Origin of the sequence: Microbacterium saperdae (genome assembly GCF_006716345.1) — a bacterium.
Lineage (GTDB): Bacteria > Actinomycetota > Actinomycetes > Actinomycetales > Microbacteriaceae > Microbacterium > Microbacterium saperdae.
Window position 1 is genome coordinate 847351 of the sequence record NZ_VFOX01000002.1, and the last position, 16671, is coordinate 864021.

Here is a 16671-nt window from a genome sequence, read left to right on the forward strand (position 1 = left end):
CGCTCAGCGTCGCGCGACGACCAGTGGCACGCCCGTCAGCGGATGCGGGAAGACGTCGACCGGCTGGCCGTACACGGCCTCGATCCGTTCGGCCGTGAGCACCTCATCCGCTGTGCCGGACGCGGCGACCCTGCCGCCCGCGAGCAGGGTGACCCGATCGGCGTGGGCGAGGGCGGCGTTGAGGTCGTGCAGCACGATGGCCACGGCGATGCCGGCATCCGCCTGCGCGCGGATCAGCCGCATGACGTCTTCATGATGCTTGAGGTCGAGAGCGGCGGTCGGTTCATCGAGCAGCAGGATGCCGGTGCTCTGGGCGAGCACGCGGGCCAGAGCGACACGGGCGCGCTCGCCGCCGGAGAGCGAGGTCACCGGACGTGCGGCGAGAGAGGCGACCTCGGTCGCCTCCATGGCTTCGGCCACGATCGCATCGTCCTGCTCGACGGACTCGGTGCGTGCCCAGGGAGCACGTCCCATCCGCACGACCTGTTCGGCGGTGAACGGGAACGACACCGCGTTCTCCTGCAACAGCACGGCCCGCGCGCGGGCGAGCGTCTGCGGTCGGATGTCGGCGATCGGAGTCTCGTCGAGGGTGACCTCTCCGCTCTGCGTGGTGACGTCGCCGGCGAGCACGCCGAAGAGCGTCGATTTCCCGGCGCCGTTCGGCCCGACCAGCGCGTGGATCTCCCCGGCGCGGATGTCGATCGAGGCGTCGTCGAGGATGGCCCTTCCTCCGCCGACGCGCACCGTGAGCCCGGTGCCGCGCAGCCGCACGCTCATGCCCATCCCCCCGAGCGTCGACGCGTGCGGACGAGCAGCCAGAGGAAGAAGGGGCCGCCGACGAGGGAGGTGATCATGCCGATCGGCATGTCGGCGAGGGGGACGGCGGTGCGGGCGACCAGGTCGGCCACTGCGATCAGCAGTGCCCCGCCGAACGCGGAGGCGATCATGAGCGGGAGGTGGGCGGGGCCGATGATCATGCGCATCAGATGCGGCACGACGAGTCCCGCGAAACCGATGATCCCGGCGAAGGCGACCGCCGCGCATACGAGGATCGCGACCGTCACGATCACGACCATGCGCAGCAGTTCGACGTTCACGCCGAGGTGTCTGGCGGTGCGCTCGCCGAGGGCGAAGAGGTCGAGCTGGGGCGAGACGATCAGCGCGATCACGACGCCGATCGCCACCAGCGGGGCGACGAGCGCGACGTTCGACCAGAGGGCGCCGTTGAGCGAGCCGAGCTGCCAGAACACGATCTGCTCGCGCGTCGACGTCGTGCCCAGGAACGTGAGGAAGGCCATGCCGGCACCCGCGATCGCATTGATGGCGATGCCGGTGAGCAGCAGGGTGACGACCTCGGTTCGTCCGCCTGATCGGCTGATGAAGTACACCGCGAGGACCGCGACGAGTCCGCCCAGGAAGGCGAAGAGAGGGGTCGTCCACATTCCCAACGAGGCGATGCCGAACGTGATGCTGGCCGCGGCGCCCAGTGCGGCGCCGGAGGAGACGCCGACGACGCCGGCATCCGCGAGCGGGTTGCCGAAGATCGCCTGCATGAGCACGCCGGAGACAGCGAGCGCGGCGCCGACGAGCAGCCCGAGCACGAGCCGGGGGAGTCGCAGATTGTAGATCACGCCGTAGTCGGTCGCCGAGGTCGGAGCCCAGGCCGTGTCGATGCCGATGCCGCGCAGCAGCACTCCGATCAGGTCGGTGGGCGACAGCGAGTACTGGCCGCTCGTGATCGACACGATGCAGGTGATCGCGAGTGCGACGATCAGGCCGATCGTGACCAGGGTGAACCGCAGCGTGCGGTGCGTGCTGGGTGTGGAGGTGACGACCTCTCCGGTCATTTCGCGGACTCGGGAGTCGCGGACGCGGGGGCGTAGAGGGCGCGGGCGATCGCACCGATCACATCGGCAGACCGGGGTCCGAAGCTCAGGATCTCGCTGTCGGCCATGTCGATCACGCGGCGGTTGATGCCGGCCGGCGTCTCGGCGACAGCGGGCACGCGTTCGATGAGGCCGTCGATGCCGCCGACCGAATCGAGCCCGTCGGTCATCATCACCAGCACATCGGGGCGGGCGGCCACGAGCGCCTCGGCGGTCATCGGCTTCATGCCCTCCCAGCCGATCTCTGCGGCGACATCGACGCCGCCGACGGCATCGATGAGGGAATCGGCGCCGGAGTCCTCTCCGAAGATGTAGTACACGTTCGCGCTGCCGCGCACGTAGAGGAACAGCATGCGCGCGCGGTCCTCTTCCGCAGCAGGGACGACCTCGGCGATCTCGGCGAGCGTCTCGTCGACCGCGGCATCGAGACGTGCGATGAGCGCCTCGCCCCGGCTGGGCACGCCGAGCGCCGTGGCGATCTCGGTGACGAGTTCGTCGGTGGTGTCGAGGCGGCGGTCGCTGGAGATCACCACGATCGTGATGCCGGCGTCGCGCAGTTGCTGGCGAATCTCCTTCGGGCCGATCGTGGTGTCGGTGAGGATGACGGTCGGGGCGAGTTCCAGGATGGCCTCGGCGTTGAGCGTGTGCCCTGTCTTGGTGACGACGGGGAGGTCCTCGGTGCCGGCGAAGACGGTGGAGGAGTCGCGACCGACTACCTGGTCGCCGAGTCCGAGGGCGAAGACGGTCGACGCGATGGTGCCGGAGATGTCGATCGGGAGGATGCGGTCGACATCGGTGATCTCGATCTCGCGGCCTTCGCTGTCGGTCACGGTCACCGGCAGGCGCGGTGCGGTGTCATCGTCGACGGGCGTGATGGCGTGGCTCGACAGGCAGGCGGTCGACGGACCGGCGAACCCGCGGACGTCGTCGACCAGATCGAGGGATGCCAGGGGGACGGATGCTTGCGGGCAGGTGTCTTCCGCTGCGGCCGGCGGTGATGCAGTCGCGCCCGGCTCTGCGCAGGCGGAGAGACCGACGGCGAGAGCGGCGGCGAAGAAGACGGCTAGAACGCGACGCATTAGGCAAGGCTATCCTAAAACTTGACGCGCTCTCCCGCGCACCTCTACGCTCAGGAACGGTGGCTTGCTTAGCTAAGCCTAACCAACACCCTACCTTCGCCCGACTGCATTGCGGCACCGCCGGCGCGCGTGCTCAGCCGCGTGCCCGGGGGCCGTGGAGAATCGTGACCGACACAGCCATCGCATCCTCAGGGAGCAATCGCCTACGCGTACTGCTCGCTGCCTTCGTCTCCTTCCTCCTCATCGCCGCCGGTGCGGTGATCGCCCCGCCCGCGCATGCGGCCGGAGGCACGGTCACCGCCGGCGTCACCTCCGCCACCTCTTCGGGTGTGACCGTGCAGGTGCAGGCGAGCGGCCTCCCCGACGTCGCCGGCGCGTACGCCGCGCTCATCGTCAAGGGCACCGAGAGCGGACTCACCGGAGCTGGTGGGTACGCGGCCTTCGCCGTTCCGTTCCCGACCGTCGCGGCGGGAGCGACCTCTTTCACGCTGACCGCGCCGGCCGGCTCGCTCGATCGCACGCAGGTGTACGAAGTGCTCGTCTGGCAGCAGCACTCGAACCCCGATGCGGCCACGATCTACGGTCGCGGCGATGTCGCGATCTCGTCCGGACAGTGGGATGCCGTCTTCGGTGCGGAGACCACCGACCCGGGCGAGACCGACCCCGGCACGGACCCGGGCACGGATCCCGGTACCGACCCGGGTACTGATCCCGGTACCGACCCGGGTACTGATCCCGGTACCGACCCGGGCACGGACCCCGGCACCGACCCGGGCACTGACCCCGGTACGGACCCGGGCGAGCAGACTCCGGCATCCGCGTCGATCTCGGTGTTCTTGGCTGATGGGACGACGCCGGCTGCGGGTGTGGCGTTGAAGGCGGGCGACAAGGTGGTCGTGAAGGGTTCGGGGTATGACCCGACGGCGAATGTGGGTGGTCGTGGGGTTCCGATCCCGGCGAATCTTCCGCAGGGCACGTATGTGGTGTTCGGGAACTTCGCGTCGTCGTGGCAGCCGTCCACGGGTGCGGCGTCGTCGAACCGTTCGGTGGGCTCGCAGGTGTGGGCGCTTTCGGAGGGTGTGCTGAACCAGGTGCCTTCGCAGTATCAGAGCGCGATCCGTTCGCAGTGGGTGGATATCGCCGATGACGGCACGTTCACCGCGACGCTGACGCTGAAGGATGCTGCGGCGACGCCCGGTTCCTACGGGGTGTACACGTATCCGGCCGGTGGTGTCTCGAACGCGGATCAGGAGCGCAGCGTCGCCCTGAACTACGCAGTCACGCCCAAGATCAGCACGTCGGTGAAGTCCGCGTCGGCGAAGGACGGTCTGACGGTCACGGCATCGGGTGCGAATCTGGGTGCGATCACGGGCGCGTATGTCGCGCTGATCGAGGCCGGGACCGAGGCGGATGTCACGGGTGCTGGCGGGTTCCTGGCGATGCAGTTCGTGCGCAACGTGTCGGGGGGCGCGTTCAGCGTCGACCTGACGGCGGCGGCGGACACGCTGGACCGGTCGAAGTCGTATGAGGTGATCGCGTGGCAGCAGCACACGAATCCCAGCGCTTCGACGATCTACGCCCGCTCGACGGTCACGATCACGGATGAGAACTGGTCGGCGTTGCAGCCGGAGCCGGTGGCTTCCGTCACCACGTCGGTGAAGTCCGCGTCGGCGAAGGACGGTCTGACGGTCACGGCATCGGGTGCGAATCTGGGTGCGATCACGGGTGCGTATGTCGCGCTGATCGAGGCCGGCACGGAGGCGGATGTCACGGGTGCTGGCGGGTTCCTGGCGATGCAGTTCGTGCGCAACGTGTCGGGGGGCGCGTTCAGCGTCGACCTGACGGCGGCGGCGGACACGCTGGACCGGTCGAAGTCGTATGAGGTGATCGCGTGGCAGCAGCACACGAATCCGAGCGCTTCGACGATCTACGCCCGCTCGACGGTCACGATCAGCGACGCGCAGTGGGCGGCTCTGCTCGACGACGATTCCGCTGCGGTGGAGACGAAGGTCAAGACCGCGACCGCGAAGGACGGTCTGACGGTCACGGCCACGGCGTCGAACCTGGGCGGGATCAAGGGCGCCTATGTCGCGCTGATCGAGTCCGGCACGGAGGGCTCCGTGACGGCCGGCGGCGGATTCCTGGCGATGAAGTACGTGCAGGAGGTCACCTTCGGTGCGTTCTCGGTCGACCTCACGACCGCCGCGAAGACGCTCGACCGCACCAAGTCGTACGAGGTCATCGTGTGGCAGCAGCACTCCCTGCCGACGGCTGACACGATCTACGCGCGTTCCACGGTGACGATCACGCCGGCGCAGTGGGACAAGCTGTTCGACGTCAACGTGCCCGAGACGCCGACCAAGCCGGTGACCCCGCCGGCGAGCGTGCCGGGCGGTTCGCTCCGCTGGGCGATCTCCTCGTCGTTCACGAACTACATCACGAGCGACATCGCCAAGGGAGCCATCGACGTGTCGAACGGCGCGACCCGCTCGGGCGGTCAGTTCCAGTTCGGCCAGACGGTCGGCGGCGACTACGACACCAAGACGGGACTCGGTTCGGTCGTGTACCGCGGCTCGGTGCGGTTCACCGGTCACAACGGCGTCCTCGACGTCACGGTCGCGAACCCGCAGATCCGCATCACGTCTGCAGGAGCCGCGACGCTGTACGTGTCGAGTGGCGGATCGCAGGTCGCGTTCGCGACGGTCGACCTGTCGCGTGCCGTGCGCACCACGGCGAACGGCGCTGTCACCTACACCGCGGCGCCGACCGCGCTGACGGATGCCGGTCGCGACCGCGTGCTGTCGGGGTACTCGACCGTGCTGAACCCGGTCACGTTCACGATCGGCTCGGTGGCGGCAGCGCCTTCGGGCACGACGGGGACTGTGGCTGCGGCCGTGGTGAAGGCGAAGCAGACGCTCCCCGCCACCGCGCCGAGCGCCGAGGGCATCGTGATCGATGACGAGAACCTCGTCGCCCTCGAGTCCGGGCAGTCGGCCACCATCTCCGCATCCGGTTTCCAGGCGAACGAAGAGGGCATCAAGGTCGTCGTGTACTCGACGCCCGTGCTGCTCGACACGGTCACGGCGGATGCCGATGGCGTCGCCACCTGGACGGGCATGCTGCCCGCGAGTCTGGAAGACGGCGCGCACACGCTGACGCTGCAGGGATCGGTCGATCGCGGTCTGGCGTTCACGCTGACCCGCGCGACGACGGTCATCGGCGCGTGCACGGTCGAGGGAGCCACGCTCAAGTGGGGCTACAAGGAGTCGTTCCGCACCTACATCGAGGGCATCGCGAAGGGCGGATGGACGCTCACCGACGTCGCGTACCAGTACCCCGACTATGTGTGGGAGAACGGCACCGGTTCGTTCGACGACGAGTCCCTCGCGGGTCTGGTGACCTACGGCGGCAGCATCACCTTCACGGGCCACGACGGGGCGCTGAACACGACGCTGGCGAATGCTCGGGTCGAGCTCGCCGGTGACGCCGGCTACCTCGTGTTCGACGTGACCGGCACCACGCAGGACGGTGCGAGCGTCGATCAGAAGGGTGTGCGCCTCGCGGAGTTCGCTCTCGGAGACGCTGCCGTCGTCGACGGTGTGCTGTCGCTCGACGCGATCCCCACCACCCTCACCGAGGCGGGTGCTGCCGCGTTCGGCACCTACGCAGCAGGCGAAGCACTCGACCCGGTCACCGCGGTGATCCCGGTCGATGCGGAGTGCGGTGTCGCCGTGGAAGAGGAGCCCGAGGCGGAAGCCGAGGCATCCACCGCCGTCACCGCCGTGACGGCGCCGGCCGACTCCGAGGGCGCCCCTGTGTGGCCCTGGATCGTCGGTGGCCTGGTCGTCGTCGCTCTGGCCGCCGCGGGCGGTGTGCTCATCGCCCGTCGCGCCAAGAAGGACGAGACGGCAGAGGTGACCACCGAGGTCTGATCTCGGACGCAGGACCGAACCGCCCTCCCCGCAGCGGACGTGGGGAGGGCGGTTCTCTGTGTGCGGAGCGGATGGCCGAGGTCAGGCTCCCGGTACCTGCAGCACCGTCGTGTTCTCGAGCTTCGGTCCACGCCACACCGCCGCACGGGGAGGGGTCTGGGCGTCGGAGATCGTGGCGCGCAGCACGAGTCCGTTCTTGAGGTTCTCCAGACCGAAGTGGGCGCTGGGCTGATCAGAGCGCGGGTTCCCTGCTGTCACGCCGATCTTGGTCTTCGCCGCCGAGACGTTGGTTCCGGCGCCGAGGTAGATGCCGAATCGAGGAGCATCCTCGATGGTGTTGTCGGAGATCGCGATGTTGCGGTGCACCCGCGATGCCCCCACCGTGTACGACGACGTGAAGTGCTGGAGCATGATCGCGGCCGCTGACGTCGGCCACGGCACGAGTGTCTGGTCGAGGCAGACGCGGCGGATCTGATTGCCGCTCACGACGAGGTTCTCGGAGCCGATGGGTCCTTCGCCGTACGCGGTGTCGTTCGCGATCCAGATGCCCCAGTTGGTGAGGTCGCTCATCCGGTTGTCGGTGATCACTCCGTTGCTGGCCTTCATCCGTACGCCCAGTCCGCGCGATTCCTCGATGACGTTGCCGGTGATCACGAAGCCCGAGCCGGAGTACGAGCGGTTGAAGACGTGGTCGCCCGCCACCGCTCCCGGCACGGCGGTCGCGACGGTGACGACGAGCGGAGTCGCGGCACGCGGATCTCCTTCGACAGCTGTCACGCGGGCCGTGCCGCGCACGGTGCCATCGCTGGACTGCACGATCTGGAGGGTGTCGCCGATGGCGACTTCCGCAGCGCCTCCCGCGAGATGAAGCTTCCTGCCGCCGTCGCTCAGAGACTGGAGTGCGCGCAACTGCGAGTAGACGTTCATGCCGTCGTCGTGCAGCCGGGCGAAGCGGTTGCCGACGACCGTGGGGCCGCGGCGCCCACCGTGATGGTGATACCCGTCGGCGTTCACGCTGACCCAACGGCCGGAGCCGGCGCGCACATCGACAACCGTGCGGCGCAGCACGGTCGCCTCCGAGTTGTTCGAGATGACGGCGGCTCCAGGACCGGCGTGGATGACGAGGTCCTTCAGCGTCGTGTCGGCGGACTGGTGGAGGGCGATGGCATTGCGGTCGCCGCGGTACCCGGTGGCGAAGCCGTCTCCCACCGCGATGTCGGACATCCGCCCCCGGTGTGCGGGATCGACGGTGAACGTCCAGCGGCCGTCGGCGCCCGCCGCCGTGGGGTACGAGACGGAGAAGGTCGACTGGACCCCGCGCTTGAAGAGTCCGCTCGTGGCGTCGTGCAGCGTGCCGTATCCGGCCCCGGCGAACAATGTGCGGTCGGTGAGGGAGGGGAAGCCGGGCAGGAGCTCGAGCTGGAAGGTGCCGGCTGTCGGATCGACCGCACGGATGACTCCCTGCGTGAATGGCGGGATCTCGTAGTCGAGAGTGAGGCCCGTGACCGTGATCCCGGTCGAACGGGTGATGGCGATCCCTCCCTTGTGGGGGTCGAGCATGAGCAGCTCGGTCGCGGTGCCGAGGAGCTCGATGCGCGCCGTCTCGGTGAGTTCGAGTGCGTACCACGAGGGTGTGCCGTCGTCGCCGATGCGGTAGACGCCGCGGTCGAACAGCACGCGCGCCGAGTTCTTGGTGGATGCGGCCGTCCAGGCCGCGGCGTCGGCGATCGTCTGTCGGATCGCCGGCCCGCTGTCGGCCGCTCCGGGCGCAGCACCGCGCGCGGAGACCGGGAAGTCCTTGCGGTTGCCTGCCCCGCCGGTGCGGACGGGACCGGTACCCGTGACGCCTGCCGCGGCCGCAGGGGATGCGGAGCCGCCGATGACGGCGAGGCCACCCGCGCCGACAGCGGTGCCGATGAGCAGCGTGCGGCGAGTGATCTTCTGTTCTGCGTCGTTCATGGACTGCCTCCCTCGTCGTGGCGACGCGGCCCTGTGGCATCGTTGCCTTGTTCAAATAATCGGAAGGTAGCACCGATAGTTTGAATATGCGAGACTTTCCTGACCGAAGGGACGACACATGACCGACACCACCTCATCGCGTCCGCCCTGCGGGCCGGCCGAGATCCGGATCGTCGCGGGAGAGCTCGCGCACCTTCCGCCGTACTCGGATGACGTGTGGACAGGGCGCTATGTGCCGCGCGGTGTCCTCGTGCCGTTCCGGGGTCAGATCGGGACTCCGGCGCCCTCCGCGCTCGATCGGGAATCGCTCGTCATCCGCGACGGCGGGAGAGTGTTGCGTGAAGGCGTCGACTACGTCGTCGACGCGGTCTACGGCACGATCTGTCTGCCGACCGCCGATGCGACTCCGTTGCCCGTGTCGATCGACTATCGCTACTCCCTGCTGCGTATCGACAGCATCGTCCGCGAGGCATCCGGCGAACGAGTCCTGCTGCGTGGCGTCTCGCACCTCACGAACCCCCATCCGCCTCGCCCTGCCGCGGGAGTGGTCGTCGAGGAGAACCTCCTGGTCGCTGCCTTCAGCGAGGGGGCCGCGACGGTCTACGCCCCGCGCTCTCCGCAGCGACCGCTGCCCGACGTGCAGGCGGGCATCCTGCCGCGCGCGGCGCGCATTCTGAGCGAGGGAGAGCCCCTCCGACTGCTGTTCCTGGGCGACTCGATCACCGAGGGAGGGGATGCCTCGACCGAGGAGTCCACGTTCCGTGCGATCGCCGGGTGCCGGGTGCGGGACGAGCATCCGTGGGTGCAGGTCTCGTATGCGGCGACCGGGGGGTCGCGGTCGGTGCAGTGGCTGGACGACAGCGACGGCTCCTGCGACTGGAACCGGGTGACGGAGGCCGCGCCCCAGGTCACCGTCGTGGAGTTCCTGAACGATGCCTACCTCGACCCCGCGGAGTGGGAGCCCGCCTACGATGAGCTCCTGTCGCGGCTGCGCGACGCAGGCAGCGAGGTGGTGCTGCTGACACCGACCTTCGCCCTGCGTGCGGCCATGAACGGCTCGGAGCAGGTGGATGACGGGCGCCCCTATGTCGGCTTTCTCCGCGACTACGCCGCGCGCTCGGGGATTCCGCTCATCGATGTCTCCGCACGCTGGGAGAGGCTGCGCGACGAGGGACTCCCGTACTGGACTCTCCTCGCGAACGGCATCAATCATCCCGACGACCGCGGGCATCGCCTCACCGGCGAGTTCATCGCGGACGCACTGCTGACGATGCTCTCCCCGGCGGTGGACGCATGAGCGGGCGTCGAGACGGTTCCTCGCTCATCGCGATCGGCGACTCGCTGACCGAGCACGGCACCTGGCCGGAGATGCTCGCCGACGCGGCGGGCTGGGGGGTCGAACGGGTCGCGTACGCGGGGCAGACGTCGACCGAGCTCGCGGTGCGCCTCGGTGCGATCGGGATGACGTTCTCTGTGGCAGGGCGGGCGCGTGAGGGGCGCATTCCGCTCACGCCCGTCACGCCGTCCGGAGACTTCCGTCATCACATCGACGCCGGGATGGCCGACATCGCGGTGCCGGGAGTGCTGGGCGGTCTGCGGGGCCTCCTCACCCACCGGGTGGGCGGAGCCGCACTCGAGGGCTGGGAGTTCGCGTCCGAGGGCACCCCTCCCGCGGGGCACGCGCCGCTCGACTTCCATGCCGAGGCGCCGGTCTTCTCCGCGCCGGCGGCGTTCGTGATCTGGTGCGGTCGCAACAATCCTGGACCGATCGCCGCCCGCGACATCGCCGCGATCGTCGCGGAGCTGCGCGCTCATCACTCCGCGGCGCGGTCCCTCGTGCTGGGAGTGCACGCGGCATCGTTCGAGCCGGAAGGCTCCGAAGGCGCCGCACTCGTCGACGGCCTGAACGCGACGCTCGCGCAGGCTTTCGGCGATCACTTCGTCGACCTGGGCACGGCGTTCGACGCGGCGGCGCCGACCTCCGACGGCACGACCGCGGCGCGCCTGCGGAGTGATGACGTGCATCTGAATGCGGCGGGGGATGAGGTCGTGGCCCGGGCGGTCGCGCATCGGCTGTCGGGCCTGGGGTGGTGGCCTTCCGGCAGGGCGCTGCCGTCATGAGGCGGGAGGTGGTGCAGTGGCGCGGCCTCGAGGCGCTCCGCTACTCCGCGGGAGGCACATCGGTGATCGTGGTGCCGACCCGCGGGGCGAAGATCGTCTCGCTGTGCGACCGCACCGGACGGGAGTGGCTGGCGCAGGGCGACGGACGCTCCGTTCCGAGGGACCCTGCGACGGCGTTCGAGGACGCGGAGATGTGCGGATGGGACGAGTGCGTTCCGACGATCGATCGGTCCCGGACGACGAGAGGCCTGATCGCCCCCGACCACGGCGATGCCTGGAATCGCGCCTGGCGGGAGAGCCGACCCGGTGCACTGTCGACCCGCCTTCCCTCCGTGGACGCGGGCTTCGAACGCGGGATCTCGCTCGATGCGGACGGCAGGCTCACCCTGTCCTACCGCGTCGAGGCGGGGCGGGCAGGGGCGGACATCCTGTGGGCGGCGCATCCGCTGTTCCTCCGGGAGGAGGGCGACCGGATCTCCATCGACGCCGCGAAGCCGCTGTGGGATGTCTCCGCACCGACAGCCGCGCCCGCCGCGGGAGCTCCGGACGACCGGGTGAACGCTCGGATGCCGGAGGGGGCATCCGCCAAGTACTACACCGACCCGGGTGAGCGCCCGCAGTGGGCCCGGATCGATCGTCGGGATGGGGCCTCGCTCCGGCTCGCGTGGGCCGGGGACGCGGTGCGGACTCTGGGCGTCTGGCTCGACCGCTCCGGAATCGGGACCGAGGACGTGGTCGCTCTCGAACCGTCGACGGGGTGGTACGACTCCGTGGAGGTGGCGTCGGCCTCTGGTCGGGTGCTCCGACTGGAGCCCCACGCAGTGGCGGAGTGGTCTCTGGGCATCAGCGTGCTCGCTCCTTCGCCGGCATGAGTCAACGCTTGTCCTCTGCGGAGGCGAACAAGTATCCAGCCCTTTGATTTCGATCCTCAGTGTTTGCTACGGTGATGAGCAACCGGTTTACCAACCTGAAGGACTGAGGTCGAAGATGACGAACACTCCCCGTACCGTGCTGGTGACCGGCGCGGACGGCCGCATCGGCCGGGCCACGGTAGCGCGGCTCCGTGCGGACGGATGGCGGGTCGTCGCCCTCGCCCCGCGGTTCCGCTCGCTCACTGCGGACGACGCCGAGCTGCGGGTCGGCGACGCGACGGACGAGGCGGATGTCGCCGCGGCGCTCGAGGGCGTCGATGCGCTCGTGCACCTGGCGGCGGTCCCCCACTGGGAGCACGGCACCCCGTACGAGGTGTACACGACGAACGTCGTCTCGACCTTCAACGTCCTGGTCCAGGCGGCGCAGCGAGGCATCCGTCGGGCTGTCATCGCCAGCAGCATCCAGGCGACCGGCGTACCGGGCAACCATCACGACGTGCTTCCCGCCTATTACCCGATCGACGAGTCGCTCCCGACCGTCCACGACGAGTGGTACTCGCTGTCGAAGTACTCCGACGAGCTCACGGCGCGGATGGTCGCCAGCCACTGGGGCATGTCGATCGTCGCGCTGCGCTTCCCCTGGGTCGACGACGCGGACGCACTGCGTATCGTCGGCGATGAGTGGACGCGTGATCCTGTGCAGGGCGTGAAGCTCGGCTGGTCGTACCTCGATGTGCGCGACGCGGCGACTGCGGTCGCGCGCAGCCTGGAGGCCGATATCGACGGGGCCGTCGTCGTCCAGCTCGCTGCTCCGCAGACGCTGGTGCCGTTCGACACGGAGGAGCTGCTCGAGGCCTATGCCCCCGACGTCCCTCGGCAGTGCGTCTTCCCCGGGCGCACGGTGCCCGTCAGCACGGATCGCGCGCGGCACCTCCTCGGGTTCGTCGCCGAGCACGAGATCGAGCCCGTGCCGGTCGTCGAAGCGGCGGGCTGAACCGTGAGGATCCGTGCGGTCGAATCGTTCATCCTCACCGACCGCCGCCTTCTGGTGCGGATCGGCACCGACACCGATCTGGTCGGATGGGGCGAGGCCACCCTCGAGACCTGGGTCGGGCCGGTCGCCACGGTGGTGCGGCAGATGTCCGACTACCTGGTCGGTCAGGATCCGCGTCGGATCACGGCGCACTGGCAGGTGCTCACGCGGGGCGGCTTCTACCGCGGAGGACCGGTGATGTCGTCCGCCGTCTCCGGGATCGACCAGGCGCTGTGGGATCTCGCGGGCAAGCGGCTGGGTGTGCCCGTACACGAGCTGCTGGGAGGTCCGGTGCGTTCCGGCGTGCGGCTCTACGGCCACGCGAACATCGACGGGCGCATCGGCGACCCCGTGCGGGCTCAGGAGCTCGCCGCCCAGGGATTCACCATGGTCAAGGTCGCCCCGACGACGCCCACCCGCTTCGTCGACACGGAGGGGACCATGCGGCGTCTGGTGGAAGAACTGGAGGAGCTGCGGGCGGCGATCGGCGACGAGGTCGACATCGCGGTAGATCTGCACGGCAGGTTCTCGATCCCGCAGTCACGGCGCTTCCTCGCGCGCACCGAGCACGTGGGCCTGGCGTTCGTCGAGGAGCCCCTGCGACCAGAGCATTCCGCGCACATCGGAGCGCTCGTGCGCGGCACGTCGACCCCGATCGCCACCGGTGAGCGGCTGTACTCGCGCACCGAGTTCGATCCGGTGCTCCGGGCGGGCATCGCCTTCGCGCAGCCGGACCTCTCTCATGCCGGCGGGATCTCCGAGGTGGTGCGCATCGGTGCCCTCGCCGACGTGTTCGATGCGCAGCTCGCGCCGCACTGCCCACTCGGTCTCGTCGCGTTCGCGGCATGCATCCAGGTGGACGCGGCGACGCCGAACGCGGCGGTGCAGGAGACCGTGATCGACTTCGCTGCGCTTCTCGACAGCGAGGAGCATGCCTACGTCCGCAACAGGGAAGACTGGGTGCCGGTCGACGGCTATCTTCCGGTGCCCCAGGGCGTCGGTCTCGGTCTCGACATCGATGAGCAGCTCGTGCGGGAACGCGCGGTCGAGGTCGCACCGTCTCTCGAGCTGTGGTGGAGCGATCCGCGAGATGGGAGCTACGTCGAATGGTGAGCGGTGCGGGCGATGCCGGCGTGTGGCGCGGGCGGGTGCCGGTCTCGGATGACGGCGGTGCGACGTTGCGCGCAGCGATCCACGACGCGTGCGGATGGACGTCTGTCGACGGCTCGCGCACCGCGGTGATCGAGCTCGCGGAGGGCGTGCATCGGATCGATCCCCTGGCCGATGACGGAGCGACCGGCGCGGCGATCGTCATCAGCGATGCCGCCCGCGTGACCCTCAGCGGCCCGCAGGCGGAGCTGCTGTTCACCGATCCGCACCGCGAGGCCATCACCATCCGGCGGTCAACGGATGTCGTGCTCGACGGCGTCGTCCTGGACTACGCGGCGCCCTCGTTCACGCAGGGGCTGATCACGCACGTGGACAGCGAGGCGTCACGCTTCCGATTCGTCCCCGAGCAGGGCTATCCGGACTTCTCGGACCCCGTGCTGTTCACGGGCTCCGGGTACGGCACCCTGCGCGATCCGCGCACGGGCGGGCTCAAGCCCGACTCGCGCCAGACCTTCATGATCGAGTACGCCACCGAGCCCGATGCGGACGGCGGTTTCCTGGTGACCGTCGAGCCCAGCGATCGCGGCTGGATGTCGCACATCGAGGCGGGGGACGGGTTCGTCGTCGGCCACCGTGGCGACCGGCACGGCATCCGGGTGCAGGAATCCGAGAGCGTGACGCTGAGATCGGTGACGATCCACGCAGCTCCCTGCGCCGCGATCCTCGCGCACGAATCGTCCGGCACCGTGCTGCAGGACGTGACGGTCGCGCGCAGGCCCGGGTCGACACGCTGGATCAGCAGCAACGCCGACGCCGTGCACTGCCAGGGCGGGCGGCGCGGCCCGCTGATCACGGGATGCCGGTTCGAGGGCATGCACGACGACGGCGTCAATCTCTACGTGCACGCGCTGACCCTCTCCGGGCTGGCCGAGCGCACGCTCGTGCTCGAGGGCGATGGCCCCGTCCGGGAGGGGGACCTCCTGCAGCTGGTGGATGCCCCCACCGGCGCCGTGCTCGCCGAGGTGGAGGTCAGCGACGTCGTCGCATCCGAGCCACGGCTCGTCATCGTCGATCGTGATCTTCCTGCGTCGGTGGAGGTCGGGGCGGCCGTGTACAACCGGTCGAACGCCCTGCCGGGCTTCCGCATCGCCGGGTCGCGCTTCCACGACTTCCGCGGCATCGGCGTGCGGCTCAAGGCCAGCGACGGCGCCATCGAGGACTGCCGTTTCGAGAACCTCTCGGGATGCGGCCTCTGGATCGCCAACGACCCCGGATGGTCGGAGGGACCGCTCGGGTCGCGCGACGTGGTGGTGGCGGGCAACACCTTCCGCGCGACGCCGGCCGACGAGTCGCTGCGCACCTGGCCGCATTCCGCCGCCACCGTCATGATCGAGCTGTTCGACGGTTCCGACGGTCCGGCCGTCGGACGTGCGCACGCACGTGTCACTCTGCGAGACAACGACATCGAGCAGCGGGCAGCCGCGGCGGTGTTCGTGGGCGGCGCCGCCGAGGTCTCGGTCGAAGGGACACGGATCGACCGGGGCGGCGACGCCTGGCTCGCCACGAGGGACAGCGACATCACGGTCATCCCGGCCGCCGGGCGAGCCGAGACCGACGCCTAGACGAAGGGAAGCTGCTGCTCGTCGGGCGCGCCCTTCGCACCCGACGAGTAGCCGAGCACGAGCTCGCATGGCACCCGACGCACGCTCTCGTCCGTCGGATTCTCGTTGATCATGCGCACGAGCAGGTCGGTCGCCGCGATACCCACATCGACCAGTCGAGGGTCGATGGTGGTGAGGAATCGCGCCTCGGAGTCGGAGTACTTGACCCAGTTGTCGTGGCCGACGAGAGCGACGTCCTCCGGAACGCGGATGCCTTTGCCCACCAGGTAGCGGGCGGCGCCGAGCGCGATGAGGTCGTTGCCGCACACGATGCCGTCGATGGTCGGATCCGCCTGATGCAGACGTTCCGCCGCGCGGTAGCCCCATGCCCCCGACCAGTCGCCGAACTCGCGACGGCTCTCGGCCACCGGCACGCCGGCGGCCTGCAGCACGGCGTCTGCACCTTCCAGGCGGTTGGCGACCGCATCGGAGGCGCGGTGCGCCGTGATGTAGGCGATGTTCCTGCGGCCCTGCACGAGCAGGTGCTCGGCCGCCAGGCGACCGGCCATGAGGTCATCGGGGACGACGACCTCATCGCTGTCGGTGTCGGTGATGCCGTGCGCGTACACGACCGGCACATCGAAGTCCGCGGTGACGGAACGCAGCGGGATCTCGTTGCCGTCGCCGACCACGATCACGCCGTCGACGTGGCGGGCGCGCAGCTTCTTGATGTTCTCGGCCCGCGCCGCGCCTTCGCGACCATCGTCGTACATCATGGCCGCGACGTCGTGGCGGCTGAGCTCGCTCGCGATGCCGGCGATCACGGGCATCGAGAAGATGCCCGTGGAGTTCTCGGTCAGAAGCCCCACCGTGAAGCTGCGCCCGAGGGCGAAGTACTGCGCCAGCGCGTTCGGGCGGAACTCGAGCCGCTGTGCCGCTTCGAGGATCGCCTCTCTCGTCTTCGGCGAGACGCGACCGCCGCCGTTGAGCACGCGGGAGACGATCGATGTCGACACCCCGGCCACGGCGGCCACATCCTTGAGGGTCACACCCTTCTTACCCATGTCGTTCCGTTCTC

At 69.4% G+C, this 16671-nt stretch carries 12 protein-coding genes; 7 read left to right on the forward strand and 5 right to left on the reverse strand.

All coding sequences use genetic code 11. The features are described 5' to 3' along the window. Positions 1-3: 3 nt before the first annotated feature. The 3 genes from FB560_RS18675 to FB560_RS18685 are packed head-to-tail and all read right to left on the reverse strand — an operon-like array spanning position 4 to position 2965. Positions 4-777: a heme ABC transporter ATP-binding protein gene (locus tag FB560_RS18675; RefSeq protein ID WP_188895041.1), complete on the reverse strand. Its 774-nt coding sequence runs from the start codon at positions 775-777 to the stop codon at positions 4-6. Beyond that, positions 774-1847 (reverse strand): FecCD family ABC transporter permease, encoded by a 1074-nt coding sequence (locus FB560_RS18680; protein WP_141874212.1) that lies wholly within the window; start codon positions 1845-1847, stop codon positions 774-776. Before FB560_RS18680 ends, FB560_RS18675 begins: the two co-directional genes overlap by 4 nt. After that, positions 1844-2965 carry a heme/hemin ABC transporter substrate-binding protein gene (locus FB560_RS18685; RefSeq protein WP_141874213.1) on the reverse strand — a complete coding sequence of 374 codons (1122 nt, stop codon included), beginning with the start codon at positions 2963-2965 and terminating at the stop codon, positions 1844-1846. Before FB560_RS18685 ends, FB560_RS18680 begins: the two co-directional genes overlap by 4 nt. Before the next feature lie 164 nt (positions 2966-3129). Between FB560_RS18685 and FB560_RS18690 the strand changes: the two genes are divergently transcribed. Then, on the forward strand, positions 3130-6897 hold the full coding sequence (locus FB560_RS18690; protein WP_141874214.1) for an HtaA domain-containing protein: 3768 nt from the start codon (positions 3130-3132) through the stop codon (positions 6895-6897). A gap of 81 nt (positions 6898-6978) precedes the next feature. On the opposite strand, the gene FB560_RS18695 is transcribed toward FB560_RS18690, so the two are convergent. Further along, positions 6979-8856 carry a right-handed parallel beta-helix repeat-containing protein gene (locus tag FB560_RS18695; RefSeq protein ID WP_141874215.1) on the reverse strand — a complete coding sequence of 626 codons (1878 nt, stop codon included), beginning with the start codon at positions 8854-8856 and terminating at the stop codon, positions 6979-6981. A gap of 118 nt (positions 8857-8974) precedes the next feature. Between FB560_RS18695 and FB560_RS18700 the strand changes: the two genes are divergently transcribed. The 6 genes from FB560_RS18700 (at position 8975) to FB560_RS18725 (ending at position 15614) form a co-directional block, all read left to right on the forward strand. Continuing rightward, positions 8975-10153 (forward strand): SGNH/GDSL hydrolase family protein, encoded by a 1179-nt coding sequence (locus tag FB560_RS18700; RefSeq protein ID WP_141874216.1) that lies wholly within the window; start codon positions 8975-8977, stop codon positions 10151-10153. After that, a complete protein-coding gene (locus FB560_RS18705; RefSeq protein ID WP_141874217.1) occupies positions 10150-10977 on the forward strand; it encodes an SGNH/GDSL hydrolase family protein in 828 nt (275 codons plus the stop codon). The genes FB560_RS18700 and FB560_RS18705 overlap by 4 nt, the downstream gene beginning before the upstream one ends. After that, a complete protein-coding gene (locus tag FB560_RS18710) occupies positions 10974-11849 on the forward strand; it encodes an aldose epimerase family protein (protein ID WP_141874218.1) in 876 nt (291 codons plus the stop codon). The genes FB560_RS18705 and FB560_RS18710 overlap by 4 nt, the downstream gene beginning before the upstream one ends. 115 nt (positions 11850-11964) lie before the next feature. Continuing rightward, positions 11965-12843 (forward strand): NAD-dependent epimerase/dehydratase family protein, encoded by an 879-nt coding sequence (locus FB560_RS18715; protein ID WP_141874219.1) that lies wholly within the window; start codon positions 11965-11967, stop codon positions 12841-12843. A 3-nt stretch (positions 12844-12846) separates the two neighbouring features. Continuing rightward, entirely contained in the window at positions 12847-13995 is a 1149-nt protein-coding gene (gene dgoD, locus FB560_RS18720) for a galactonate dehydratase (protein ID WP_141874220.1), read from the forward strand. Continuing rightward, complete coding sequence (locus FB560_RS18725; RefSeq protein ID WP_141874221.1) at positions 13989-15614, forward strand: right-handed parallel beta-helix repeat-containing protein; 1626 nt, start codon at positions 13989-13991, stop codon at positions 15612-15614. Before dgoD ends, FB560_RS18725 begins: the two co-directional genes overlap by 7 nt. Here the strand turns inward: FB560_RS18725 and FB560_RS18730 are convergent. Next, entirely contained in the window at positions 15611-16657 is a 1047-nt protein-coding gene (locus FB560_RS18730) for a LacI family DNA-binding transcriptional regulator (protein WP_141874222.1), read from the reverse strand. The genes FB560_RS18725 and FB560_RS18730 overlap by 4 nt on opposite strands. Positions 16658-16671: the final 14 nt, after the last annotated feature.

What these genes read in the sequence shown, in the direction of transcription:
- FB560_RS18700 (WP_141874216.1), top strand. Translation starts at nt 8,975, where the DNA reads ATGACCGACACCACCTCATCGCGTCCGCCCTGCGGGCCGGCCGAGATC.
- FB560_RS18685 (WP_141874213.1), bottom strand. Translation starts at nt 2,965, where the DNA reads ATGCGTCGCGTTCTAGCCGTCTTCTTCGCCGCCGCTCTCGCCGTCGGT.
- FB560_RS18695 (WP_141874215.1), bottom strand. Translation starts at nt 8,856, where the DNA reads ATGAACGACGCAGAACAGAAGATCACTCGCCGCACGCTGCTCATCGGC.
- FB560_RS18725 (WP_141874221.1), top strand. Translation starts at nt 13,989, where the DNA reads ATGGTGAGCGGTGCGGGCGATGCCGGCGTGTGGCGCGGGCGGGTGCCG.
- FB560_RS18680 (WP_141874212.1), bottom strand. Translation starts at nt 1,847, where the DNA reads ATGACCGGAGAGGTCGTCACCTCCACACCCAGCACGCACCGCACGCTG.
- FB560_RS18705 (WP_141874217.1), top strand. Translation starts at nt 10,150, where the DNA reads ATGAGCGGGCGTCGAGACGGTTCCTCGCTCATCGCGATCGGCGACTCG.
- FB560_RS18715 (WP_141874219.1), top strand. Translation starts at nt 11,965, where the DNA reads ATGACGAACACTCCCCGTACCGTGCTGGTGACCGGCGCGGACGGCCGC.
- FB560_RS18675 (WP_188895041.1), bottom strand. Translation starts at nt 777, where the DNA reads ATGAGCGTGCGGCTGCGCGGCACCGGGCTCACGGTGCGCGTCGGCGGA.
- FB560_RS18710 (WP_141874218.1), top strand. Translation starts at nt 10,974, where the DNA reads ATGAGGCGGGAGGTGGTGCAGTGGCGCGGCCTCGAGGCGCTCCGCTAC.
- FB560_RS18730 (WP_141874222.1), bottom strand. Translation starts at nt 16,657, where the DNA reads ATGGGTAAGAAGGGTGTGACCCTCAAGGATGTGGCCGCCGTGGCCGGG.